Source organism: Serratia sp. NA_13 (genome assembly GCF_052691735.1).
Window position 1 is genome coordinate 33,109 of sequence record NZ_JBQZFV010000008.1, and the last position, 22,393, is coordinate 55,501.

The 22,393-nt window shown below is 55.0% G+C and carries 21 protein-coding genes and 1 pseudogene; 19 read left to right on the plus strand and 3 right to left on the minus strand.

Going from position 1 to position 22,393, the window contains the following annotated elements; translation table 11 throughout:
* The first annotated feature begins 331 nt into the window (after positions 1–331).
* The 9 genes and pseudogenes from ACUTSU_RS12910 (at position 332) to ACUTSU_RS12950 (ending at position 9,793) form a co-directional block, all read left to right on the plus strand.
* A complete protein-coding gene (locus ACUTSU_RS12910; protein WP_445654260.1) occupies positions 332–538 on the plus strand; it encodes a hypothetical protein in 207 nt (68 codons plus the stop codon).
* Positions 539–599: 61 nt separating this feature from the next.
* Entirely contained in the window at positions 600–2,036 is a 1,437-nt protein-coding gene (locus tag ACUTSU_RS12915) for a HAMP domain-containing sensor histidine kinase (RefSeq protein ID WP_445652296.1), read from the plus strand.
* 2 nt (positions 2,037–2,038) lie between these two features.
* Positions 2,039–2,911 (plus strand): two-component system QseEF-associated lipoprotein QseG, encoded by an 873-nt coding sequence (gene qseG / locus ACUTSU_RS12920; RefSeq protein WP_445652295.1) that lies wholly within the window; start codon positions 2,039–2,041, stop codon positions 2,909–2,911.
* The gene (glrR, locus tag ACUTSU_RS12925) at positions 2,908–4,245 is read left to right on the plus strand and encodes a two-component system response regulator GlrR (RefSeq protein ID WP_012146357.1); all 1,338 of its coding nucleotides are present in this window, start codon (positions 2,908–2,910) and stop codon (positions 4,243–4,245) included. Before qseG ends, glrR begins: the two co-directional genes overlap by 4 nt.
* A 129-nt stretch (positions 4,246–4,374) precedes the next feature.
* Entirely contained in the window at positions 4,375–5,997 is a 1,623-nt protein-coding gene (locus ACUTSU_RS12930) for an NAD+ synthase (RefSeq protein ID WP_445652294.1), read from the plus strand.
* 10 nt (positions 5,998–6,007) lie between these two features.
* Positions 6,008–6,346, plus strand: a complete 339-nt coding sequence (gene glnB / locus ACUTSU_RS12935) for a nitrogen regulatory protein P-II (RefSeq protein WP_004847623.1) — start codon at positions 6,008–6,010, stop codon at positions 6,344–6,346.
* Between the two features lie 63 nt (positions 6,347–6,409).
* Positions 6,410–6,606: pseudogene (locus ACUTSU_RS12940) on the plus strand (aldehyde dehydrogenase family protein); the annotation flags it as partial.
* An 86-nt stretch (positions 6,607–6,692) separates the two neighbouring features.
* On the plus strand, positions 6,693–8,609 hold the full coding sequence (locus ACUTSU_RS12945) for an NAD(P)-binding protein (RefSeq protein ID WP_445652293.1): 1,917 nt from the start codon (positions 6,693–6,695) through the stop codon (positions 8,607–8,609).
* A complete protein-coding gene (locus tag ACUTSU_RS12950) occupies positions 8,606–9,793 on the plus strand; it encodes a c-type cytochrome (protein WP_445652292.1) in 1,188 nt (395 codons plus the stop codon). Before ACUTSU_RS12945 ends, ACUTSU_RS12950 begins: the two co-directional genes overlap by 4 nt.
* A gap of 35 nt (positions 9,794–9,828) precedes the next feature.
* Here ACUTSU_RS12950 and hmpA read toward each other — a convergent pair whose 3' ends face one another.
* Positions 9,829–11,019, minus strand: coding sequence for an NO-inducible flavohemoprotein (gene hmpA / locus ACUTSU_RS12955; RefSeq protein ID WP_445652291.1), 1,191 nt, complete (start codon positions 11,017–11,019; stop codon positions 9,829–9,831).
* Positions 11,020–11,390: 371 nt separating this feature from the next.
* Between hmpA and glyA the strand changes: the two genes are divergently transcribed.
* Together glyA and ACUTSU_RS12965 are read left to right on the plus strand one after the other, a co-directional pair.
* Positions 11,391–12,644, plus strand: coding sequence for a serine hydroxymethyltransferase (gene glyA / locus ACUTSU_RS12960; protein WP_153859369.1), 1,254 nt, complete (start codon positions 11,391–11,393; stop codon positions 12,642–12,644).
* Positions 12,645–12,911: 267 nt separating this feature from the next.
* Positions 12,912–14,063: a 3-phenylpropionate MFS transporter gene (locus ACUTSU_RS12965; protein WP_445654261.1), complete on the plus strand. Its 1,152-nt coding sequence runs from the start codon at positions 12,912–12,914 to the stop codon at positions 14,061–14,063.
* Here the strand turns inward: ACUTSU_RS12965 and csiE are convergent.
* A complete protein-coding gene (gene csiE / locus ACUTSU_RS12970) occupies positions 14,060–15,325 on the minus strand; it encodes a stationary phase inducible protein CsiE (RefSeq protein ID WP_445654262.1) in 1,266 nt (421 codons plus the stop codon). The genes ACUTSU_RS12965 and csiE overlap by 4 nt on opposite strands.
* A gap of 177 nt (positions 15,326–15,502) precedes the next feature.
* On the opposite strand from csiE, the gene ACUTSU_RS12975 reads away from it, so the two are divergent.
* Both ACUTSU_RS12975 and ACUTSU_RS12980 read left to right on the plus strand, forming a co-directional pair.
* Positions 15,503–16,138, plus strand: a complete 636-nt coding sequence (locus tag ACUTSU_RS12975; RefSeq protein WP_445652361.1) for a DUF1007 family protein — start codon at positions 15,503–15,505, stop codon at positions 16,136–16,138.
* Entirely contained in the window at positions 16,129–17,151 is a 1,023-nt protein-coding gene (locus ACUTSU_RS12980; protein ID WP_445652287.1) for a nickel/cobalt transporter, read from the plus strand. The genes ACUTSU_RS12975 and ACUTSU_RS12980 overlap by 10 nt, the downstream gene beginning before the upstream one ends.
* 226 nt (positions 17,152–17,377) lie before the next feature.
* On the opposite strand, the gene suhB is transcribed toward ACUTSU_RS12980, so the two are convergent.
* Positions 17,378–18,181 carry an inositol-1-monophosphatase gene (suhB, locus tag ACUTSU_RS12985; protein ID WP_445652286.1) on the minus strand — a complete coding sequence of 268 codons (804 nt, stop codon included), beginning with the start codon at positions 18,179–18,181 and terminating at the stop codon, positions 17,378–17,380.
* 119 nt (positions 18,182–18,300) lie between these two features.
* On the opposite strand from suhB, the gene trmJ reads away from it, so the two are divergent.
* The 6 genes from trmJ to hscB all read left to right on the plus strand — a co-directional run bounded on the left by trmJ (position 18,301) and on the right by hscB (position 22,368).
* On the plus strand, positions 18,301–19,035 hold the full coding sequence (gene trmJ / locus ACUTSU_RS12990; protein ID WP_135317608.1) for a tRNA (cytosine(32)/uridine(32)-2'-O)-methyltransferase TrmJ: 735 nt from the start codon (positions 18,301–18,303) through the stop codon (positions 19,033–19,035).
* A 194-nt stretch (positions 19,036–19,229) separates the two neighbouring features.
* A complete protein-coding gene (iscR, locus tag ACUTSU_RS12995) occupies positions 19,230–19,724 on the plus strand; it encodes a Fe-S cluster assembly transcriptional regulator IscR (protein ID WP_006318200.1) in 495 nt (164 codons plus the stop codon).
* 54 nt (positions 19,725–19,778) lie between these two features.
* Complete coding sequence (locus ACUTSU_RS13000; protein WP_012146334.1) at positions 19,779–20,993, plus strand: IscS subfamily cysteine desulfurase; 1,215 nt, start codon at positions 19,779–19,781, stop codon at positions 20,991–20,993.
* A 24-nt stretch (positions 20,994–21,017) separates the two neighbouring features.
* Complete coding sequence (iscU, locus tag ACUTSU_RS13005; RefSeq protein WP_012146333.1) at positions 21,018–21,404, plus strand: Fe-S cluster assembly scaffold IscU; 387 nt, start codon at positions 21,018–21,020, stop codon at positions 21,402–21,404.
* 55 nt (positions 21,405–21,459) lie between these two features.
* Positions 21,460–21,783, plus strand: a complete 324-nt coding sequence (gene iscA, locus ACUTSU_RS13010; RefSeq protein WP_445652285.1) for an iron-sulfur cluster assembly protein IscA — start codon at positions 21,460–21,462, stop codon at positions 21,781–21,783.
* Between the two features lie 63 nt (positions 21,784–21,846).
* Positions 21,847–22,368, plus strand: coding sequence for a co-chaperone HscB (gene hscB / locus ACUTSU_RS13015; RefSeq protein ID WP_445652284.1), 522 nt, complete (start codon positions 21,847–21,849; stop codon positions 22,366–22,368).
* Positions 22,369–22,393 lie beyond the last annotated feature (25 nt).

Consider the following 22,393-nt stretch of genomic DNA (forward strand, 5'->3'; position numbering starts at 1 on the left):
TTCTTCACCGGATAGGCTACTTATTTTATAACTTTGGCGATGTTTTTATTTTTTATTCAATAATATCAATTAATTGAAAATAACTTGAAAAGTTGGCACGCTAAGTGCATTATTCTGCCCAGTTGCTCATTCAACTATTTATGACGGCCCCGTATTTAGACGGAATTGTTGCCTCATAAGCCTCCGAATGATGCCAAAGAAATGGTGCCTATCGTCCAACCAAACCGATAACAGACGCGCAAGCGCTTTATCAACCATCGGGCGACACGTGGAGTGAGGCACCGCCTGTATCCAACTGTGATGAGTGTTCATCAACCCCGGATACGTACGGATGCTATTCGTCCTGTTCGATGCCAGCCTGGTGCTACATCACCCTGGGGACGAGATTCAAGGGCATCCACACATTCTTGCGATGGGGCAGCCCTGCCCCAGCGTCAAATCGTCAAAACGCTGTTTTCCACTCTTTCATTATCGCCAGATCCAAACGCAAACTCCTACCTACGGCACGCTTCCCTATATTTTCCTGACGCTGCGCTGAACGCCGGGCTTTCCTCTCATCGGCGACTCGGTTAGCATCGAAGCAGACTAGAGACAATGAGATGATTTCGTTGAAAAGATGGCGTTTATTTCCCCGCTCACTGCGCCAACTGGTGCTGATGGCGTTCCTGCTGGTACTGTTGCCGCTGCTGGTGCTGGCCTATCAGGCTTACCAGAGCCTGGATCACCTCAGCGCCCAGGCGGCAGACATCAACCGCACCACGCTGGTGGATGCACGACGCAGCGAGGCGATGACCAGCGTAGCGCTGGAAATGGAACGCAGTTACCGCCAATATTGCGTACTGGTCGATCCCACTCTGGCGCGGCTGTACCAAAACCAGCGCAAACAGTATTCACAGATGCTCGATGCCCACGCGCCGATCCTGCCGGATGAACGCTATTATCAAACCTTGCGCGATCTGCTGACCCAGCTCGCGACGATTAAATGCCAAAGCAGCGGCCCGGATCCGCAGGCTTCCACGCTGTTAGAATCGTTTTCACGCTCTAATGCCGAGATGGTGCAGGCCACGCGCGCCGTGGTGTTCTCTCGCGGCCAGCAGTTACAGCAGGCGATTGCCGAGCGCGGCCAGTTCTTCGGCTGGCAGGCATTGATGCTGTTCCTGGTCAGCGTGATGCTGGTGGTGTTATTCACCCGGATGATTATCGGCCCGGTAAAAGCGGTAGAGCGAATGATCAACCGTTTGGGGGAAGGGCGAGCATTGGGCAGTACCGATACTTTCAAAGGGCCGCGTGAACTGCGTTCACTGGCCCAGCGGATTATTTGGTTGAGTGAACGTCTGGCGTGGCTGGAGTCGCAGCGCCATGAGTTCCTGCGCCATATCTCGCATGAGCTAAAGACGCCGCTGGCCAGCATGCGTGAGGGTACCGAGCTGCTGGCGGATGAAGTGGCCGGTCCGCTGACCTCCGATCAAAAAGAGGTGGTGGCTATTCTCGACGGCAGCAGCCGCCACCTGCAGCAACTGATTGAACAACTGCTGGATTACAACCGCAAACTGGCCGATGGCCCGGCAGAGCATGAGAATGTCGAGCTGGAAGAGATGGTCGAAATGGTGGTGGCGGCACACAGTTTGCCGGCCCGGGCAAAATTGATCCGCACCGAGATCCAATTGGATGCGGAAATATGCTGGGCAGAGCCTACGCTATTAATGCGCGTGCTGGATAATCTCTACTCCAATGCGGTGCACTACGGCCAGGAATCCGGTAACATTTGGATCCGCAGCCGTCAGGTTGGGCAACGGGTACAAATTGATGTCGCAAACAGCGGCACGCCGATCCCCGAAGCTGAGAGAACCATGATTTTTGAGCCTTTTTTCCAAGGTAGTCACCAGCGAAAAGGGGCGGTAAAAGGAAGCGGTCTGGGGCTGAGCATTGCGCAGGATTGTATCCGCCGCATGCGTGGCGAACTGCAGTTGGTTGAAGTTGCCGGCACAGACGTTTGCTTCCGTATTGAATTGCCATTAACCGCCGAGAATGAATAATAATGTACACATGGTCTAAACGCCTTCGTCTCTCGCAGACCGAACGTTCACCGCGTGCCACACAGGGCACGCCGCTCGGCAAGCGTCGATTTTCCTTTTTAGGCAGCGTTCTTTTTATGCCGTTTCTGCTGGCGGGGTGCGTCGATCGGGCGGTCAGTGGTGACCTGGGTCAGCCTCAGCAGGAAGCGATCCCGGACACCAAAGTGGTGGATTACCGTATCGCAGCATGCGACAGCCTGTGGTTGCTCGACGAAAAAGATGCGTTGAATAACTCACTTTACTGGCTGCGTGCCATGGACTGTGCCGATCGTATCGGTTCAACCCAGGCGCGTACGCTGGCGAAAACGCTGCCCGGCAACAGCTGGGACGGTATTTTCAAGCAAAGCATCCTGCTGAGCAGTGCCGAGCCGACCTCGGGCGAACGTCGTCAGATGATCGACCGCCTGAACAGTTACCGCATGGAGTTCCCAAGCTCACTGCGCCCGCTGTTGCAGTTGTGGCGTCAACAGCAGGTGCTGCAGATCACTCTGTTTGATGAAAAGGCGCGCTATCAGCACCTGCAGGAAAGCTCCGACAGCCAGATCGATACGCTGCGCCAGAGCCAGGTGCGCTTACAGGCACAGTTGCAGGACACTTCGCGCAAGCTGGAAAATCTGACCGATATCGAACGCCAGCTCTCTTCGCGCAAGCAGATGCAGAGTGATATCCCGGACAACAGCGGAACGCAGCAAAAAACCGACGCCACGGGCAAGAAAGTCGCGCCGGCCAAGGCTGCAGAACCGGATGCAGAACCTGAGAAGGGTACCGCTTTGCCGGTGGAGCCGGAAGATACCTACGCGCCGCCCCCCGCTAACAAGGAGTCTCACGCGCAATGACCGCACGCAAACCGGCCAATTTGTTATTGGTTGACGACGATCCCAGCCTGCTTAAGCTGCTGGGGATGCGCCTGACCAGCGAAGGTTTTCATGTCACTACCGCTGAAAGCGGCCAGGAAGCGCTACGCCTGTTAGGGCGTGAGAAGATTGATCTGGTGATCAGCGATCTGCGGATGGATGAAATGGACGGCATGGCGCTGTTTGCCGAAATCCAAAAGCATCAGCCTGGCATGCCGGTGATCATCCTGACCGCTCATGGCTCGATACCGGACGCGGTGGCGGCTACCCAGCAAGGGGTGTTCAGCTTCCTGACCAAACCGGTGGATCGCGATGCGCTGTACAAAGCCATCGACGATGCATTATCGCTGTCACTGCCGGCCGGTGATGACAGTTGGCGTGAAGACATCGTCACCCGCAGCCCGATTATGCTGCGTCTGCTGGAGCAGGCAAAAATGGTGGCGCAGTCTGATGTCAGCGTATTGATTAACGGCCATAGCGGCACCGGTAAAGAGGTGTTGGCGCAGGCGATCCACGGTGCCAGTCCTCGTGGTAAAAAGGCGTTTATCGCCATTAACTGCGGTGCGTTGCCGGAGCAACTGCTGGAGTCCGAGCTGTTTGGCCATGCCAAAGGGGCCTTTACCGGTGCGGTCAGCAGTCGCGAAGGGTTGTTCCAGGCGGCAGCCGGCGGCACACTGTTCCTCGACGAGATCGGTGATATGCCGCTTTCGCTGCAGGTTAAGCTGTTGCGCGTATTGCAGGAGCGCAAGGTGCGCCCGCTGGGCAGCAACCGCGATCTGGACATTGACGTCCGCATCATTTCCGCCACCCACCGCGATCTGCAAAAGGCGATGGCGAAAAACGAATTCCGCGAGGATTTGTACTACCGCCTGAACGTGGTGAACCTGAAGATCCCGGCGTTGAATGAGCGTGCCGAGGATATCCCGCTGCTGGCCAATCATCTGCTGCGCGAATCGGCCAAGCGCCATAAACCCTTCGTCCGCAGCTTCTCAACGGACGCCATGAAACGCCTGATGACTGCCACCTGGCCGGGCAACGTGCGCCAACTGGTGAACGTCATCGAGCAGTGTGTGGCCCTGACCTCTGCGCCGGTGATCAGCGAAGCGCTGGTTGAGCAGGCGTTGGAAGGGGAAAATACCGCCTTGCCGACCTTTGTCGAGGCACGCAATCAGTTTGAATTACACTATCTGCGCAAACTGTTGCAGATCACCAAGGGTAACGTGACCCAGGCCGCGCGTATGGCGGGCCGTAACCGTACCGAGTTTTATAAGTTGCTGTCGCGCCATGAACTGGACGCCAACGATTTTAAAGAATGATGTTTTCCGCCGCAGCCTGAGCATGCAGGTTCTCAACAAATGCGGTGGAATGATTTACACTCCGTTCTCTGGTTTGTGGCGTGGCCCAACACAAAGCACCATGGAACGTATTAAGCGGGATCCTAAACAATGAGCAGATCACTTTCCATCGCACTGGCCCAGCTAAATCTGCTGGTCGGTGACATTGAAGGCAACACCGAACGCATGTTGCAAACCGTGCAAGAGCAGCAGAAGGCGGGAGCCGATCTGGTCATGTTCACCGAGTTGGCGCTCTCCGGCTATCCGCCGGAAGACCTGCTGTACCGTAACGATTTTTATCAGCGCTGTGACGCACAGCTGCAGCGTCTGCAGCAGGCCTCTGCCGAGGTCGCCATTCTGGTTGGCCATCCGTGGCGCGAAGGTGACAAGCTGTATAATGCGCTGTCGCTGTTTTCTGAAGGGCAGTTACTGGCGCGTTACTTCAAGCAGCAGTTGCCGAACTACGGCGTTTTCGATGAGAAACGCTACTTCTTGGCCGGTAACGAAACCTGCGTGGTTGAGCTGAAAGGCTATCAATTGGGACTGCTGATTTGCGAGGATCTGTGGTTCCCTGGGCCGGTCGATGCCGCCAAGGCTGCCGGTGCCGAAATGATTTTGTCGATCAATGCCTCGCCTTACAATCGCGAAAAGCCGTATATCCGCAAGACGCTAATGGCCGGCCATTGCCAACGTACCCATCTGCCACTGGTGTATCTGAACCAGATTGGCGGGCAGGATGAGCTGATTTTCGACGGTTGTTCGAAGGTGTTCGATGCGGCCGGCAATATGACCCATCGGCTGACGGCGTTTGCCGAGCAGGTGACCCTGCTTGAGCTCAATGAGCTGGAAGTGGTGCCAATGACCGCACCGGCCGCCGAGTTGCCACAGTTGGCACAGGTGTACGAAGCCCTGGTGTTGGCGGTGCGTGATTACGTCACTAAAAATGGCTTTAAGGGCGCGGTACTGGGGTTGTCTGGCGGCATTGATTCGGCACTGACGTTGGCGATTGCCGTCGATGCGTTGGGTAAAGATAAAGTGCAGGCGCTGATGATGCCGTTCCGCTATACCGCGGATATCAGTATCGCCGACGCCAAAGAAGAGGCGGAAATCCTCGGCATTGAATTCGATATCGTTTCTATTGAACCTATGTTCGACGCCTTTATGGGCCAACTAACGCCAATGTTTGCCGGTACCGAACGCGATACTACCGAAGAAAATCTGCAGGCACGCTGCCGTGGCGTGGTGTTGATGGCGCTGTCCAACAAGCGCCGTAGCATCGTGCTGACTACCGGCAATAAAAGCGAGATGGCCGTAGGTTACGCCACGCTGTATGGTGATATGGCAGGCGGCTTCGACGTGCTGAAAGACGTACCGAAAACGCTGGTGTTCAAACTGTCCGAATACCGCAATACCGTATCTTACGTGATCCCGCAGCGGGTAATCGATCGTCCACCGTCCGCAGAACTGGCACCGGATCAGCTCGATCAGGACAGCCTGCCGCCGTACGACATTCTGGATGCGATTCTGGAAGGTTACGTTGAACGCGATAAGTCGGTTGCCGATCTGGTGGCCGAAGGCTTCGACGAGGCGATCGTGCGCAAGGTCATCCGCCTGGTGGATATCAACGAATACAAACGGCGTCAGGCCGCCGTTGGGCCGCGCATCACCGCCCGCAATTTCGGCAAAGACCGCCGCTACCCAATCACATCCGGCTTTGGCCGCAAAAATTGGTAAAGGAAACAAGATGAAAAAGATCGACGCTATTATCAAGCCGTTCAAACTGGATGATGTCCGTGAAGCGCTGGCTGAGGTTGGCATTACCGGGATGACCGTCACCGAAGTGAAAGGCTTCGGCCGCCAGAAGGGCCACACCGAGCTGTATCGTGGCGCGGAGTACATGGTCGATTTTCTGCCAAAGGTGAAAATTGAGATCGTGGTGGCCGACGATATCGTCGATACCTGCGTCGAGACCATCATGCAGACTGCGCAAACCGGCAAAATCGGCGACGGCAAAATCTTTGTCTTCGACGTGGCGCGCGTAGTGCGTATCCGTACTGGCGAGCAGGACGAAGAAGCGATTTGATGTGACGTTTCTGATCTGAACCCCCTGAGGGCGCAGCATGCTGCGCCCTTGTCATATCTGCATGACTACGGGCTGGCGTCGTCACTGTGGACCCGGGCGCACCGTCTGAGCGCCCGTTTGCAATACGGGGGCATACCCATTTCATGCAGGTGAGCGAGATGCCGCACGGTGGCCAAAAGTTGTCCGGCTACGGCAAGGATATGTCGATGTATGGTCTGGAAGATTACACTGCTATTCGCCACGTGGTGTTTAAACATTGATTAATCAGGTTTTATCTGAAAAATAACGCGGCTTTCAGACCGGCTCCGGCCGGTCTGATGATAATAAAAATAGAAGGAAGCCAATTATGAGCATCACCAGACGCGATTTTCTTAATGGGGTGGCGATCACCATCGCCGCCGGGTTAACGCCGATGCAGATCCTGCGGGCATCGCCGCAAACCGCCAATCAAACCCTCTATTACCCACCGACGCTGACCGGGCTGCGCGGCAACCACCCCGGTTCGTTTGAACATGCACATCAACTGGGGCGTGACGGCAAGGCCTTCGATTTTGCCAGCATCCCAGCCATGGAAGAGTTCGATCTGGTGGTGGTTGGTGCCGGTATCAGCGGGCTGGCGGCCGCCTGCTTCTGGCAGCAAATGAAGGGGCCGCAGCAGCGTATTTTGCTGATTGATAACCATGATGACTTCGGCGGCCACGCCAAGCGCAATGAATTCAGCAGCGAAAATGGCACCATTCTCGGCTACGGCGGCAGTGAGTCGCTGCAGTCACCGCGATCCAACTTCAGTCCGGTGGCGATGGGGCTGCTGCAAAAGCTGGGCGTCAGCATCGACAATCTGGAAAAGGCTTTTGATAAAACCTTCTATCCGGATCTTAACCTGAGCCGCGGCGTCTATTTCGATCGCAAAAACTTCGGCGTCGACAAAGTGGTTAACGGTGATCCTGGCCGTATGGTAGCGGATGATATTCCCCGAGATCGCCTCAATGGCCGTTCCTACGAAGCTTTTATCGGTGATTTCCCGCTGCCGGAAAGCGATCGCCAGGCGCTGATTGCACTGCACACTGTGGATAAGGATTACCTGCCGGAATTGAGTCAGGAGCAGAAAAGCGAATGGCTCGACAAACACAGCTATACCGAGTTCCTGCGTGACAAGGTCGGCCTGAGTGAAATGGCGATCCGCTATTTCCAACAAACCACCAGTGACTTCCAGGCGGTGGGCATCGACGCCACTTCCTGCAGCGATGCGCGTATTTGCGATCTGCCTGGCCTGAACGGCATGAACCTGCCGCCGCTGGACGAAGAGTCACAGGCGGATCTCGACGATCCTTACGTGTTCCACTTCCCCGATGGCAACGCCACTCTGACTCGCTTAATGGTACGCCATCTGATCCCGGCGGTAGCGCCAGGTGGCAAGGACATGAATGACATAGTGCTGGCGAAGTTCGACTACAGCCAGCTTGACCGGGCGGAGTCACCGGTAAAATTACGGTTGAACAGCACCGGACTGCACGCGGCCAACGTCGGTGACAAGGTCGAAGTGACCTACATGACCGGCGAGAAAATGACCAAGGTGCGCGCCGGGCAGGTAGTGATGGCCGGCTACAACATGATGATCCCTTATCTGGTGCCGGAAATGTCGCCTGAACAGCAGCAGGCGCTGAAGCTGAACGTCAAGTCGCCGCTGGTGTACAGCAAAGTGGTGATCCGTAACTGGCAGTCGTTTATTAAGCTGGGTGTGCATGAAGTTTACTCGCCAACGGCACCGTATTGCCGCGTGAAGCTGGATTATCCGGTGAGCATGGGCGGCTATCAGCACCCGCGCGATCCAAACCAACCGATCGGCCTGCACATGGTGTATGTGCCGACGCTGGCGGGCAGCGGATTAAGCCCGCGCGAACAGTCGCGCAAAGGTCGTGCCTTGCTGTTGGGCACGCCGTTTGAAGTGCATGAGCAGATGATCCGTGAGCAGTTGCAGGGCATGCTCGGTTCCGCCGGTTTTGATCACCAGCGTGATATCGAAGCGATCACCGTAAACCGCTGGTCGCATGGCTATTCCTATTTCCTCAATGGACTGTTTGACGACGAAGATGAAGCAAAGAAAATCATTGCGACAGCGCGTAAGCCGATCGGCAAGATTGTGATTGCCAACTCGGACTCTGACTGGAGTCCATATGCCAACTCGGCGATCGACCAGGCATGGCGTGCGGTTAATGAACTGGCTTTCGGCCATGCTCCCGCTGCCGCCAAGGAGGGGGCATGAGCATGCGTTCACTGTACTTACTGACGTTATTGGCGGCGGGGGGCTCGGCGCAGGCGATGTCGGCCGGGGAATATGTGGCCAGGACCGGTGACTGCACCGCCTGCCATACCTCGCCGGGTGGCGCACTGTTTGCTGGCGGCATGAAGTTCCCGACCCCGCTGGGCAATATTTACGCTACCAATATTACGCCGGACAAGCAGCAGGGCATCGGTGCTTATTCTTTTGACGAGTTTGATCGCGCCATGCGCCAGGGGATCGCCAAAGACGGCCATCGGTTGTATCCCGCGATGCCGTATACCTCTTACGCCAAAATGAATGCGGAAGATATGCGCGCGCTGTATGACTATCTGATGGAGGAAGTCCCGCCGCAGAATACCGCCAACCGTGCCAGTGATATCAGTTGGCCGCTGTCGATGCGTTGGCCGCTGGCGGTCTGGAACCAACTCTTCCATGAGGATGCGCCTTACCAGCCGGACACCAGCCAGAGTGCCGAATGGAATCGTGGCGCCTACTTGGTGCAAGGGGCTGGGCACTGCGGCAGTTGCCATACGCCGCGTGGCTGGGCGATGCAGGAGAAAGGGCTGGACAGCAAAGCTCCAGCCTTCCTGAGCGGTGCTGAACTCGATGGCTGGTACGCTTCAGGAATACGCGGACTGAAACAGGATGAAGTGGTGGCCTTGCTGAAAACCGGGCGCAGCCAACATGCGGCAGTCGCAGGGCCGATGAGTGAAGTGGTTAGTCACAGTACGCAATATCTGACCGACGGTGACTTGAACGCCATTGCCACTTATCTGCACAGTCTGGCGGCAGAAAAATCGCCGCTGGAGAAACCCGTAACCATGGCGGTCGACAACTGGCAAGCGGGGCAACGTACCTATGCCATGTACTGTTCAACCTGTCACGGTAACAAAGGAGAGGGGAGCGACAACACCATTCCTGCCTTGGTCGGTAACGCAACGGTCACGGCGGAGAACCCGTTAACCGCGCTGCGCGTGGTGCTGGAAGGAGCACATACACCGATCACTCAGCATGCAACTGCGCTCGCCATGCCGGGTTACGCCTGGACCTTGAACGACCAGCAGGCTGCTGAGCTGATGAGTTATTTGCGGGGAAGTTGGGGCAACCAGGCGGCACCGGTCACGGCGCAGCAGGTAAAGGAGACACGCAAGCTGGCGGAGAAATAACGGAGGGGCGCGGTAACAGGCCGCGCCCCTTTCAATTACATGACCTTGTGCGGGCCGAAGCATTCATAGTGGATGCGATCGGCCTCTACGCCCATGCTCAGCAGTTGGCTGGCCACAGACTGCATAAACGGTAGCGGCCCACAGAAGTAGTAATGCATCTGCGGCGTGGCAAGCGTTTCGCGCAGGGCACTGAGGTTCATCAGGCCACGGCTCTGGTAGTCGCGGCCTACCACATCATTGGCACCCGGTTGGTTGTACCACACGTGACGGCTCAGATTCGGCATGCGGCCGGCAATATCCGCAACTTCATCGGCAAAGGCGTGAACGCCGCCGTTTTCCGCTGCATGCAGCCAGTGTATATCCGCCGGATGCTGGTTATCGTGCAGAGTGTGGAGCATGCCGAGCATTGGGGTTTGGCCGACGCCGGCGGAAATCAGTGCCACAGGCGTTTCCGGCTGCACATCGAGGAAGAAATCTCCGTGCGGCGGGGCGATGTAAATCACGTCACCTTCTTTGGCCTGCTGGTGCAGGAAGTTAGATACTTTGCCCTGATCTTCACGTTTGACTGCGATACGGTAGTATTCGCCGTTAGGTGAAGTGGTCAGCGAGTATTGGCGTACTTCCTGATTTTCCATGCTGTCATGTTTGATATAGACCGCCAGGTATTGGCCTGGTTTGAAGTCGATCACTTTGCCGCCGTCTACAGGCGCCAAGACAAAGCTACAAATCACGTCGCTTTGTGGCTGTTTTTTGACGATGCGGAAAGCTCGCAGGTCGCGCCAACCGCCCTCGGCGGTTTCGCTAGCCTGGTAAATCTGGCCTTCGCGCTGGATAAATACGTCCGCCAACACCCCGTAGGCTTTGCCCCATGCGTCCAGCACTTCCTGGCCTGGGCTGAACATCTCATCCAGCGTGGCAATCAGATGGCTGCCGACAATTTGATACTGGTCCGGGCGAATATTCAGGCTGGTATGTTTTTGGGCGATACGTTCCACCGCCGGCAACAGCGCCGCCAGATTCTCGATATTCACGGCGTAGGCGCAGATGGCATCGAACAGGGCCTGACGCTGATCGCCATTGCGCTGGTTGTTCATATTGAACACATCTTTTAACTCGGGATTATGCTCGAACATACGGTCGTAGAAGTGGGCGGTCAGCTTTGGCCCGGTAGCGGCCAGCAGGGGAATGGTAGATTTTACGGTGGCGATGGTTTGGCTATCCAGCATGGTGGCGCTCCTTGGTCGGACATTATTGGAATACTTTAATAATGTATTTAGAATACATCTTTTGTTTGAAAGCATCCTAACGGTTTCTGCCGTGGCTGTAAATACCCCTGTTTTTCTTGCGGAGTCGCCAGCCGACGATCTCGCTCACAGAACATGAAAAAACCGCATTATCAGCATGAGTAAAAGTCCGTTGCCGAATGAGGTGCTTTATCGGATCAAAGCCTTGCTGCGCCTAATGCCAATCGTTTGCGTAAAAACCTCTGTCAAGGCCTATCCTCGGTGGGGCGAAACAGTTTACACTGTGGCGCAGAACCCGAACGGGTAGTTATTTGGTGATTTTTTAGTTAGCTGATTTAGTCAGGAGAAGCCGGATGTTAAAGCGTGAAATGAACATTGCTGATTACGATGCCGAACTGTGGCGTGCAATGGAGCAAGAAGTTGTGCGTCAGGAAGAGCACATTGAGCTGATTGCGTCTGAGAACTACACCAGCCCGCGCGTAATGCAGGCTCAGGGCTCCCAGTTGACCAACAAATACGCTGAAGGTTATCCGGGCAAGCGTTATTACGGCGGCTGCGAATATGTGGATATCGTTGAGCAACTGGCCATCGACCGCGCAAAAGAGCTGTTCGGCGCAGATTACGCCAACGTCCAGCCGCACTCCGGTTCCCAGGCGAACTTCGCTGTCTATACCGCGCTGCTGCAGCCGGGCGACACCATTCTGGGCATGAATCTGGCGCACGGCGGCCACCTGACCCACGGTTCACCGGTCAACCTGTCCGGCAAGCTGTATAACGTGGTGCCTTACGGCATCGACGAAAAAGGTCAAATCGATTACGAAGATCTGGCTAAACAGGCTCAGACTCATAAACCAAAAATGATCATCGGTGGCTTCTCTGCCTTCTCCGGTATCGTTGATTGGGCAAAAATGCGCGAAATTGCAGACAGCATCGGCGCTTACCTGTTCGTTGACATGGCGCACGTAGCGGGCCTGATCGCCGCCGGCGTTTATCCGAACCCGGTCCCTCACGCACACATCGTGACCACCACTACTCACAAAACCCTGGCAGGTCCGCGCGGTGGCCTGATCCTGGCGAAAGGCGGTGATGAAGATCTGTATAAAAAGCTGAACTCCGCCGTGTTCCCAGGTGGCCAGGGCGGCCCACTGATGCACGTGATCGCCGGTAAAGCGGTGGCGCTGAAAGAAGCCATGGAGCCTGAGTTCAAAATTTACCAGCAGCAAGTGGCCAAAAACGCCAAGGCTATGGTGGAAGTGGTGCTGGAGCGCGGCTACAAAGTGGTTTCCGGCGGCACCCATAACCATCTGTTCCTGCTGGATCTGGTTGATAAGAACCTGACCGGTAAAGAAGCTGACGCTGCCCTGGGCCGCGCCAACATCACCGTGAACAAAAACAGCGTGCCAAACGATCCCAAGAGCCCGTTCGTCACCTCCGGTGTGCGTATCGGTACTCCGGCAGTGACCCGTCGTGGTTTCACAGAAGCTGATGTGCGTGAACTGGCTGGCTGGATCTGCGACGTGCTGGACAACATCAACGATGAAGCCACCATCGAACGCACCAAGAAGAAAGTACTGGATATCTGCGCCCGCCTGCCGGTTTACGCATAATTTCCATTGCTGTAATAAACGCTGAGGCGTCAGGCCGGTCACTTGGGTGACCGGCTTTTTTTATGGCTCTGTCGCATTAAGGCGACGTCAGGTAACAGACTGTTTTTTGCGATGTTACCTGACAATGTCCCTGATCCGAAACAACCGCTGCGCCCTGATGACAAGGCTAAACTGTGAACTGCCTTACAGTCTATTCCCTCGGTGGTGAATGCACGTTGCTAGCCAGTGTGAGCTCTGTCAAAGTATCGCCCTCGCACCGGAGGGATCATGGTTCTGCAATCTACGCGTTGGCTAGCTCTCAGTTATTTCACCTATTTCTTTTCTTACGGTATCTTCTTACCCTTTTGGGGCGTTTGGTTAAAAGGTGAGGGCATACCACCTGAAACCATCGGTATTCTGCTTGGTGCCGGTCTGGTTGCGCGCTTTCTCGGTAGTTTGTTGATTGCTCCCCGGGTAAAAGATCCCTCTCATCTGGTGACGGCATTGCGCCTGTTAGCGTTACTGACGCTGGCTTTTGCCATCGGGTTCTGTTTCGGTAACGGCTGGGGCTGGCTAATGCTGGTGATCGCCGGTTTCAACCTGTTCTTCTCGCCGCTGGTCCCGCTGACCGATGCACTGGACGGTACCTGGCAAAAGCAAATTACCATGGATTACGGCCGGGTCAGACTATGGGGCTCGCTGGCGTTTGTGATTGGCTCGGCGCTGACCGGGCAGATGGTTTCCGTTTGGGGCCATAACGTTATCCTCTACAGCCTGATAGTCAGCATACTGGCGATGCTGTTGGGCATGATGCTGAAGCCGAGCGTGATGCCGCAGGGGGAAGCGCGCACTCACAGCGAAACCGAGCATTCTTTGTGGGAGATGCTTAAGGAAGGGCCAGTCTGGCGCTTCCTGCTGTGCGTAACGCTGTTGCAGGGCGCGCATGCCGGTTATTACAGTTTCGGTTCTATCTATTGGCAGGAGGCGGGTTACTCGGCTTCAACCATTGGCTACTTGTGGTCGCTGGGCGTGGTGGCAGAAGTGATTATTTTTGCCAGCAGTGATTTCCTGTTCCGTCGCTGGAATGCGCGCAATCTGCTGCTGCTCTCTGCCTGCTGTGGGATACTGCGCTGGAGCCTGATGGCCAGTAGCACCGAGTTGGGGGGGCTGCTGGTGATCCAAATTCTGCACTGTGGCACCTTTACCGTTTGTCACCTGGCCGCGATGCGTTTTATCGCCGCACGCAAGGGGCCGGAAGTGATCCGGCTGCAGGCGGTGTATTCAGCGCTGGCGATGGGCGGCGGTATTGCGATTATGACGGTGATCGCCGGTTTCCTGTTCGAGTATCTGCAGGGGGGAGTGTTCTGGGTGATGGCGGCAGTGGTGTTGCCGGCGTTGTTTATCCGTCCGCCGGCCGTTGTGGTCAGCAGCAACCGTTAAGAGGTTTCCAGCAGCGCACGGATGAATTTTCGCTGCTGGCGCGCTAACGGCAATTCGGTATAAATCAGCGGTGGCTGCGGCTCACCATGCTCCATGGCATAAGGGGTGATCACCAGGGTGACTCCCTGCGGCGCGCCAGAATGCAGATAGTCGCGCAGCGGCAAATACTTGATATTCAGCGGTAGCAGCGTTAATTCGCGGATCTGATATTCCACTTCCTCTTCCAACTGCGGGTTGTCCAGCGTCAGCAATAACACCTGTTTTTCCTGCAACGCATTGCCCTGCATCAACCAGGCACCGAAACTGATTGCGACCAGCCCGGCTTCCTCGCTGGAAAAATGAATACCGTATTCCTGCTCAAGTGGGGCCAGGGCCTCCTGAGCGGTACGCATCAGGCGCGGATACTTGCGTTCAACTTCCTCCAACAGTGTGTTATCGATACCAATCTCAAAGCGGCAGCGTTCTACCGCAGGGGCCAGATGGGCAAACAGCTGGCTAATCAAATCTTCTTTACTGCTGAAAGTCATGCCGGAAATCTGTTGGAAGCGCTCGACCATATTTTCAATCGCCGCCATCAAACGCAGATCTTCCGCTGAGTCACTGCTGTGGTAGCTGTGGTTTTTCAGCATAGTAAACATCAGCAGCAGAAAATCACTTTCGCTGGCTTCGGGGGGCAGGGCAAATAGCTGATTCAATGATTGATGCAGCAAGCTGGTCGCCTGATGTTCCGGTTTTTGATGCAGCCAGTCGCGTTGTGTGTGGCTGAATGTCGGGTGCCGCTGGCGTTGGCTCTCCCATGCGCAGTAGCGCAGGTAGTGCTGCAGGAACTGACGATCGCGTCGATCAAAGCTGCGGTTGACTCGCGCTTCATACTCGCTGATGCACTGTTCCAACTCCGGTGTCAGGTCGGTGTTTTGCCCCAGAGCTTGCTGCAACCAGCGGGAAAAATGCTGATCGATAAATTCCGGGCTACAGCGCAGGGCTCTGCGCAGCCAGTGGAGCAGGCAGAGGCGTTGATTGAGTGCGGTGCCCCTGATCCGGTAACCCTCGTCGGGGTTACCGTCGATCTCCAGATGGTGGAAACGCTGGATTTCACTGGCAACCTCGGCTATATCTTGCCGGGTAACCGGGGGGGAAACGCCATTTATTTGGCTGATAGTCTCCAGTTGTACTGCGGGCACCGGCGCATACAACATCAATAACAGATGGCAGCGTCGTTGTTGACCGGAGAGCTCAGGCACGGGGGCAGTGTCCAGGCTCATATCACCTTCGGGCAGGTAACGTTTAAATTATGAATAAGCATAGCAAAAGGTGATGAGCGGCGCGGCAACGGCACCCGGTTTTACTTCGGCTTACAACTTTCGTCACAAATATTGGGCGGAAACGCAGCGGTTGAGGAACGGTTGATGTTACTTTATAACAATGATGAGTATCCTTTGATGATGAAGTTACGCTTTGTTTTGGCCGGTTTTTTATCGCTTTTCAGCGTCGGCTCTATCGCACACCCGCACAGTTTTATTGATATGAACACCACCTTTGTGGCGAAGGATCAACAACTGGTCGGTTTGAAAATGGTTTGGGTTATGGATGAAATCACCTCGGCAGATCTGCTGTACGATGCGGAAAATGCTAAAAACGACTCGGAAATGTGGAAAAAGCTGGCGGCGCAAGTGATGGCCAATGTCCTGGGGCAACACTATTTCACGGATGTTTATCGCGACGGCAAGCCGGTGAAATACCTGAATCTGCCAACGGAATACCATCTGTCGCGCCAGGGGCATCAGGCGGTATTGGAGTTTGTGCTACCGCTGGCCGAACCGCAACCGCTGGCGGGCAAGCCGTTCGAGATCTCCACCTACGACCCCACCTATTTTGTAGATATGACTTATAAAGATAAAACGGCATTGCATCTGCCGCCGGATATGGCTTCGCAGTGCAAATTCAAACTGGTGACGCCCAAACCGGACTCCTCTTTACAGGCTTACGCGTTGTCCCTCGATAAAAACGATTCACCCGGCGAAGATATGGCGCTGGGGCAGCAGTTCGCCCAGCGGGTCAGCCTGCAATGTCAATAAATCTCAGTCAGCACACGCCGCGTAAGCGACACTGGGCTTTCAGCCTGTGGCCGCTGCTTCTGTTTGCGCTGTTACTGGCACTGGGCGCGCAGTTGGCGTGGCACTATTGGCCGCAATTACTGATGCAAAGCGTGGTGTGGCAGAAAGGGCTACACCTGCAGTTGTCGGGTCTGTTGCAGCAGGTAAAAGCGGCACCGCAACAGGCCGGACTGGCGCTGATGTTGTTCAGCCTGAGTTATGGCGTGTTGCATGCCCTTGGCCCCGGCCACGGTAAAGTGGTGATTGCCACCTACCTGGCCACCCATCCGGCACGGTTGAAAAGCAGCCTGAAACTGACCTTTGCTGCGTCGTTGGTGCAGGGGCTGGTGGCGATCGCGCTGGTGACATTGATGCTGGTGGTACTGCAACTGTCGTCCCGGCAACTGCACCAGAGCAGTTTCTGGCTGGAGAAGGGCAGTTTTATTCTGGTAATGCTGCTTGGGGTGTTGCTGAGCTGGCGAGCGCTGAAGCGTTTGTATTATGCGGTAAAAGCCATGCGTCCGTCGCCAGCGCTGCGAATCAACAGCCTGCAACCGCTGCCGGCGGATCACGTTCACAGTGAGCATTGTGGCTGTGGTCACCGCCATATGCCGAGCGACAGCGAACTGCAGGCTGGCGGCGACTGGCGTACGCAGACTGCCATCGTATTGGCGATGGGAATGCGGCCGTGCTCGGGCGCAATACTGGTGTTGCTGTTTTCCAAGGTGATTGGCGTGTTTGTCTGGGGGGTTTTCTCGGCGTTGGCCATGGCGCTGGGCACTTCACTAACCATCTCATTGCTGGCTTTGTTGGTGCATTACAGTCGCCGATTGGCGGTACGCCTCAGCCAGTCACGTGCACCTGCGGCCTGGAGCGCAGTTGCCTGGGGGGCACTGGCGCTGGCCGGTGGCCTGATTCTGCTGTTCGCCGGACTGCTGCTGTATCTCACTGCCCAGTCGGAGTTTATCGGCGGTATCCGGCCTTTCTCCCGCTGACAGGCATAAAAAAAGCGCTGCAATTATTGCAGCGCTTTAGGTTGCTGACAAAGCAGGAAAAAGCGTGGTTTTTCCTGCTTTGTGGTGAGCAGCCGAAAATCAATAAATTGATTTTCCTGATTTTTGTTCATCGGCCTCTACTCGCTCTGGGCAGGAATGAGGTTTGTCATCAGTCTGGCGCTGCAATTATTGCAGCGCTTTTTTATTACTCATTCACTTCGCGATATTAACGCTTCAGCGCTTCGCTCAGTTCTTCACGCATGGTGGAAAGCATGGCTTTCACTACGCGCGGGTTGCCGGCTACCACGTTGCCGGAGCTGAGGTGGTTGTGGCCGCCAACAAAGTCGGTCACCAGGCCGCCGGATTCACGCACCAGCAGTTCACCTGCGGCGAAATCCCATGGCTTCAGGCCAATTTCGAAGAAACCGTCAACGCGGCCGGCGGCCACGTAGGCCAAATCCAGCGCGGCAGAGCCGGTACGACGGAAGTCGGCACACTGAGTGAACAGTTTGCCAACCACATTAATGTATGGAGTTGCGTGCTGTTTAACCTTGAACGGGAAGCCGGTCGCCAGGATGGTGCCATCGAGATCTTTGGCATTGGTGCCGCGCAGACGGTAACCATTGAGCTGTGCGCCCTGGCCACGAGTGGCGGTGAACAGTTCGTTGCGCATTGGATCGTAAACCACAGCCACTTCAGTACGGCCTTTAATGCGTACGGCGATGGAAACTGAGAAGTGTGGGAAACGTTTGATGAAGTTTGATGTGCCATCCAGTGGATCGATCACCCATTGTACATCTTTGTCTTCGCCGACCAATTCGCCGCGTTCTTCGGTAACAATAGTATGTTGCGGATAGGACTTGCGAATGACGTCGATGATCAGATGCTCTGCATCGCGATCGACGTTAGTGACAAAGTCATTGGTCCCTTTCTGGCTCGCTTCTACAGCGTCCGGGGTTTCGTAGTTTTTGGCAATCAGGTTACCGGCCTTGCGCGCAGCGCGCACGGCGATCGTCAGCATCGGATGCATGGGTATCTTCCAACTAGGATGTTAAAGAACAGGAAACGGCGCGAAGTATAGCAGGTGTTCGGCAAAATGCCTACGGCTGTGTTAAGCTGCTGTGATTTTCCGCTACGCTCAGAGTTTGTATGCTGCATAACATCCGCATTGTTCTGGTAGAAACCTCTCATACCGGTAACATGGGCTCGACCGCCAGAGCCATGAAAACCATGGGGTTAACCAACCTTTATTTGGTTAATCCGCTGATAAAACCTGATTCTCAGGCGATCGCCCTGGCCGCTGGTGCCAGCGACGTGATCGGCAACGCCACTATTGTTGATACCCTGGATGATGCCATTGCTGGCTGCAGTCTGGTGGTGGGCACCAGTGCGCGTTCACGTACCTTGCCGTGGCCGATGCTGGAACCGCGTGAATGCGGCATACGTGCCGTGCACGAAGGTGAACATGCGCCGGTAGCGCTGGTGTTCGGCCGTGAACGTGTCGGCCTGACCAATGATGAGCTGCAAAAGTGCCATTACCATGTCGCCATCCCTGCCAACCCGGATTACAGCTCGTTGAATCTGGCGATGGCGGTGCAAATTCTAGCGTATGAAGTGCGTGTGGCTTACCTCGATCGTCAGCAGGTAGGTGCGCCACAGCTGGAAGAAACGCCGTATCCGTTGGTGGACGATCTGGAACGCTTCTATCAGCATCTGGAACAAACGCTGCAGCAGAGTGGATTTATCCGCCCATCTCACCCGGGGCAGGTGATGAGCCGTTTGCGTCGTTTATTCACCCGTGCGCGGCCGGAAGCTCAAGAGTTGAATATCCTGCGTGGTATGCTGACGTCGATCGAGAAACAGGACAAACATCAAGGTAATTAATTTGATGTGGAATTACGGCTTGCGGTAATAGTATTAGTTATCCAACGGTTATAATATGTATTTCATATGCACATTATATGGCTTAGTCCAAAAGGTGCTAATACTTGAGTAAATTGCTGGGTTAAATAGTTGACTGATTTACTCAGGAATGTCAGACTTTCGGCCATGTTTGACCAACAGGTAACCACTTAGCTATGAGACTGACATCCAAAGGCCGTTATGCCGTAACCGCTATGCTTGACGTGGCATTGCACTCCCAGGAAGGGCCCGTTCCTCTGGCGGATATTTCTGAGCGCCAGGGTATCTCGCTCTCTTATCTGGAACAATTATTCTCCCGTCTGCGCAAGAATGGCCTGGTGGCCAGCGTACGTGGACCGGGCGGTGGTTATCTGCTGGGCAAAGACGCGAGTGAGATTGCCGTTGGTGCAGTTATCACTGCCGTCGATGAATCGGTAGATGCGACCCGTTGCCAGGGTAAAGAAGGCTGTCAGGGTGGCGATCGCTGCCTGACCCATACCCTGTGGCGCGATCTGAGCGAGCGCATCAGCGGGTTCCTAAACAACATTACGCTGGCTGAACTGGTGAACAACCAGGAAGTGCTGGTGGTGGCGGACCGTCAAAACAACGATACCCGTCGCACGGCCAACGGTCGTCCGCAAGAAACTATCAACGTTAATCTGCGCGCATAAGCAGCTGGCGATATTTTTTTAGTTTTTGGAAGTGATGTACGGAGTACAAGAGCAATGAAATTACCGATTTATCTGGATTACTCAGCAACGACGCCGGTTGATCCGCGTGTTGCTGAGAAAATGATGCAATTTTTGACTCTGGACGGGACTTTTGGTAACCCGGCTTCCCGTTCCCACCGTTTCGGTTGGCAGGCGGAAGAAGCGGTAGATATCGCCCGTAACCAAATTGCTGAACTGGTTGGCGCTGACCCGCGCGAAATCGTGTTCACTTCCGGAGCCACCGAATCCGACAACCTGGCGATCAAAGGCGCTGCCAATTTCTATCAAAAGAAAGGCAAGCACATTATCACCAGCAAAACCGAACACAAAGCCGTGCTGGACACCTGTCGCCAGCTTGAGCGTGAAGGCTTTGAAGTGACCTATCTGGCACCGCAGAGCAACGGTATTATCAGTCTGCAGGCCCTCGAAGCTGCGATGCGCGAAGACACCATTCTGGTTTCTATCATGCACGTGAATAACGAAATCGGCGTGGTGCAGGATATCGAAGCTATCGGCGAAATGTGCCGTGCGCGCGGTATCATTTATCACGTTGATGCTACCCAGAGTGTGGGCAAATTGCCTATCGACCTGAGCAAGCTGAAAGTTGATCTGATGTCATTCTCCGGCCACAAAATTTATGGCCCGAAAGGCATTGGTGCACTGTACGTGCGTCGTAAGCCGCGTATCCGTATCGAAGCCCAGATCCACGGTGGCGGCCATGAGCGCGGTATGCGTTCCGGTACCTTGCCTGTCCACCAGATCGCCGGTATGGGCGAAGCCTACCGTATCGCCAAAGAAGAAATGGCGTCGGAAATGGCTCGTCTGCGCACGCTGCGCGATCGTCTGTGGAACGGCGTGAAAGATATGGAAGAAGTGTATCTGAATGGCTCGCTGGAGAACGGGGTGCCTAACATCCTGAACGTCAGCTTCAACTATGTTGAAGGCGAGTCGCTGATCATGGCGCTGAAAGACCTGGCCGTCTCTTCGGGTTCTGCCTGTACCTCCGCCAGCCTTGAGCCATCCTACGTGCTGCGTGCGTTGGGCATGACTGACGAATTGGCGCATAGCTCGATCCGTTTCTCTCTGGGGCGTTTCACCACAGAAGAAGAGATCGATTACACCATTCAACTGGTGCGTAAATCCATCGGCCGTCTGCGTGACCTGTCTCCACTGTGGGACATGTTCAAGCAGGGCGTGGATATCAACAGCATCGAATGGGCACATCATTAATTCTCAGGATTCAGGAGCAAGGTCATGGCTTACAGCGAAAAAGTAATCGATCACTATGAAAACCCGCGTAACGTGGGTTCTTTCGACAACGAAGATCCTAGCGTTGGCAGCGGCATGGTGGGTGCACCGGCCTGTGGCGACGTGATGAAGTTGCAGATCAAAGTCAACAATGAAGGTATCATTGAAGACGCCCGTTTCAAGACTTACGGCTGCGGTTCCGCCATCGCCTCCAGTTCGCTGGTGACCGAATGGATGAAAGGCAAGTCTCTTGATCAGGCCGAAGCGATCAAAAACACTCAGATCGCCGAAGAACTGGAATTACCGCCGGTAAAAATTCACTGCTCAATCCTGGCCGAAGACGCCATTAAAGCAGCGATTGCCGACTACAAGAGCAAACACAGCGCCAAGTAATTATTTCTGAGTCATTTAGCCCGACCTTGGTTGGGCTTTGAAGTGTGAGGTTGTGATGTCAATTACCATGAGCGACAGCGCTGCACAGCGCGTTCAGGCATTTATGAATAACCGTGGCAAAGGCCTTGGCCTGCGTCTGGGGGTGAGAACCTCTGGCTGCTCCGGGATGGCATATGTGCTTGAATTTGTTGACGATATTAACGATGACGACATCGTTTTTGAAAACAAAGGCGTTAAGGTGATCATTGACGGCAAGAGCCTGGTCTACCTTGACGGCACCGAGCTTGATTTCGTTAAGGAAGGCCTGAACGAAGGCTTCAAGTTCAACAACCCCAATGTCTCAAGCGAGTGCGGCTGCGGCGAAAGTTTCAACGTCTGACAGTCCATCGTGCTCCCCCGCCAGGTGCGGGGGAACTTCATCCGATAACGCCCAGAGCACGCTATGGATTACTTTACTTTATTCGGGCTGCCAGTTCGCTATCCCGTGGACGGCAGCCTGCTTGCCTCTCGCTATCAGGATCTGCAGCGCCAATTCCATCCCGATCGTTTTGCAAGTCAGCCAGAACGCGAACGCCTGATGGCGTTGCAACAGGCAGCGACTATCAATGAAGCCTACCAAACGCTGAAGCACCCATTAAAACGCGCGGAGTATATGCTATCTTTGCACGGCTTTGATTTGGGCAACGAGCAGCACACTATGCGTGATACCGCGTTCCTGATGGAACAGTTGGAACTACGCGAGGAGCTCGACGCCATTGAGTGCAAAGCAGATGCGGAAACCCAGTTGGCCAGCTTTGGTGCGCGGGTGAACGAGACGGTCAAACAACGCAGCGCTCTGATGATTCAGCAACTCGAGAGCCAGCAGTGGATTGATGCCGCCGACACCGTGCGTAAGCTGCGCTTTTTGGACAAACTCCAGCAACAGGTTGAACAACTCGAAGAAAAACTGCTGGGTTTTGAGTAATTCTTTTCATTTATACCCAAAATAA

What these genes read in the sequence shown, in the direction of transcription:
- ACUTSU_RS12910 (WP_445654260.1), top strand. Translation starts at nt 332, where the DNA reads ATGCTATTCGTCCTGTTCGATGCCAGCCTGGTGCTACATCACCCTGGG.
- ACUTSU_RS12915 (WP_445652296.1), top strand. Translation starts at nt 600, where the DNA reads ATGATTTCGTTGAAAAGATGGCGTTTATTTCCCCGCTCACTGCGCCAA.
- qseG (WP_445652295.1), top strand. Translation starts at nt 2,039, where the DNA reads ATGTACACATGGTCTAAACGCCTTCGTCTCTCGCAGACCGAACGTTCA.
- glrR (WP_012146357.1), top strand. Translation starts at nt 2,908, where the DNA reads ATGACCGCACGCAAACCGGCCAATTTGTTATTGGTTGACGACGATCCC.
- ACUTSU_RS12930 (WP_445652294.1), top strand. Translation starts at nt 4,375, where the DNA reads ATGAGCAGATCACTTTCCATCGCACTGGCCCAGCTAAATCTGCTGGTC.
- glnB (WP_004847623.1), top strand. Translation starts at nt 6,008, where the DNA reads ATGAAAAAGATCGACGCTATTATCAAGCCGTTCAAACTGGATGATGTC.
- ACUTSU_RS12945 (WP_445652293.1), top strand. Translation starts at nt 6,693, where the DNA reads ATGAGCATCACCAGACGCGATTTTCTTAATGGGGTGGCGATCACCATC.
- ACUTSU_RS12950 (WP_445652292.1), top strand. Translation starts at nt 8,606, where the DNA reads ATGAGCATGCGTTCACTGTACTTACTGACGTTATTGGCGGCGGGGGGC.
- hmpA (WP_445652291.1), bottom strand. Translation starts at nt 11,019, where the DNA reads ATGCTGGATAGCCAAACCATCGCCACCGTAAAATCTACCATTCCCCTG.
- glyA (WP_153859369.1), top strand. Translation starts at nt 11,391, where the DNA reads ATGTTAAAGCGTGAAATGAACATTGCTGATTACGATGCCGAACTGTGG.
- ACUTSU_RS12965 (WP_445654261.1), top strand. Translation starts at nt 12,912, where the DNA reads ATGGTTCTGCAATCTACGCGTTGGCTAGCTCTCAGTTATTTCACCTAT.
- csiE (WP_445654262.1), bottom strand. Translation starts at nt 15,325, where the DNA reads ATGAGCCTGGACACTGCCCCCGTGCCTGAGCTCTCCGGTCAACAACGA.
- ACUTSU_RS12975 (WP_445652361.1), top strand. Translation starts at nt 15,503, where the DNA reads ATGATGAAGTTACGCTTTGTTTTGGCCGGTTTTTTATCGCTTTTCAGC.
- ACUTSU_RS12980 (WP_445652287.1), top strand. Translation starts at nt 16,129, where the DNA reads ATGTCAATAAATCTCAGTCAGCACACGCCGCGTAAGCGACACTGGGCT.
- suhB (WP_445652286.1), bottom strand. Translation starts at nt 18,181, where the DNA reads ATGCATCCGATGCTGACGATCGCCGTGCGCGCTGCGCGCAAGGCCGGT.
- trmJ (WP_135317608.1), top strand. Translation starts at nt 18,301, where the DNA reads ATGCTGCATAACATCCGCATTGTTCTGGTAGAAACCTCTCATACCGGT.
- iscR (WP_006318200.1), top strand. Translation starts at nt 19,230, where the DNA reads ATGAGACTGACATCCAAAGGCCGTTATGCCGTAACCGCTATGCTTGAC.
- ACUTSU_RS13000 (WP_012146334.1), top strand. Translation starts at nt 19,779, where the DNA reads ATGAAATTACCGATTTATCTGGATTACTCAGCAACGACGCCGGTTGAT.
- iscU (WP_012146333.1), top strand. Translation starts at nt 21,018, where the DNA reads ATGGCTTACAGCGAAAAAGTAATCGATCACTATGAAAACCCGCGTAAC.
- iscA (WP_445652285.1), top strand. Translation starts at nt 21,460, where the DNA reads ATGTCAATTACCATGAGCGACAGCGCTGCACAGCGCGTTCAGGCATTT.
- hscB (WP_445652284.1), top strand. Translation starts at nt 21,847, where the DNA reads ATGGATTACTTTACTTTATTCGGGCTGCCAGTTCGCTATCCCGTGGAC.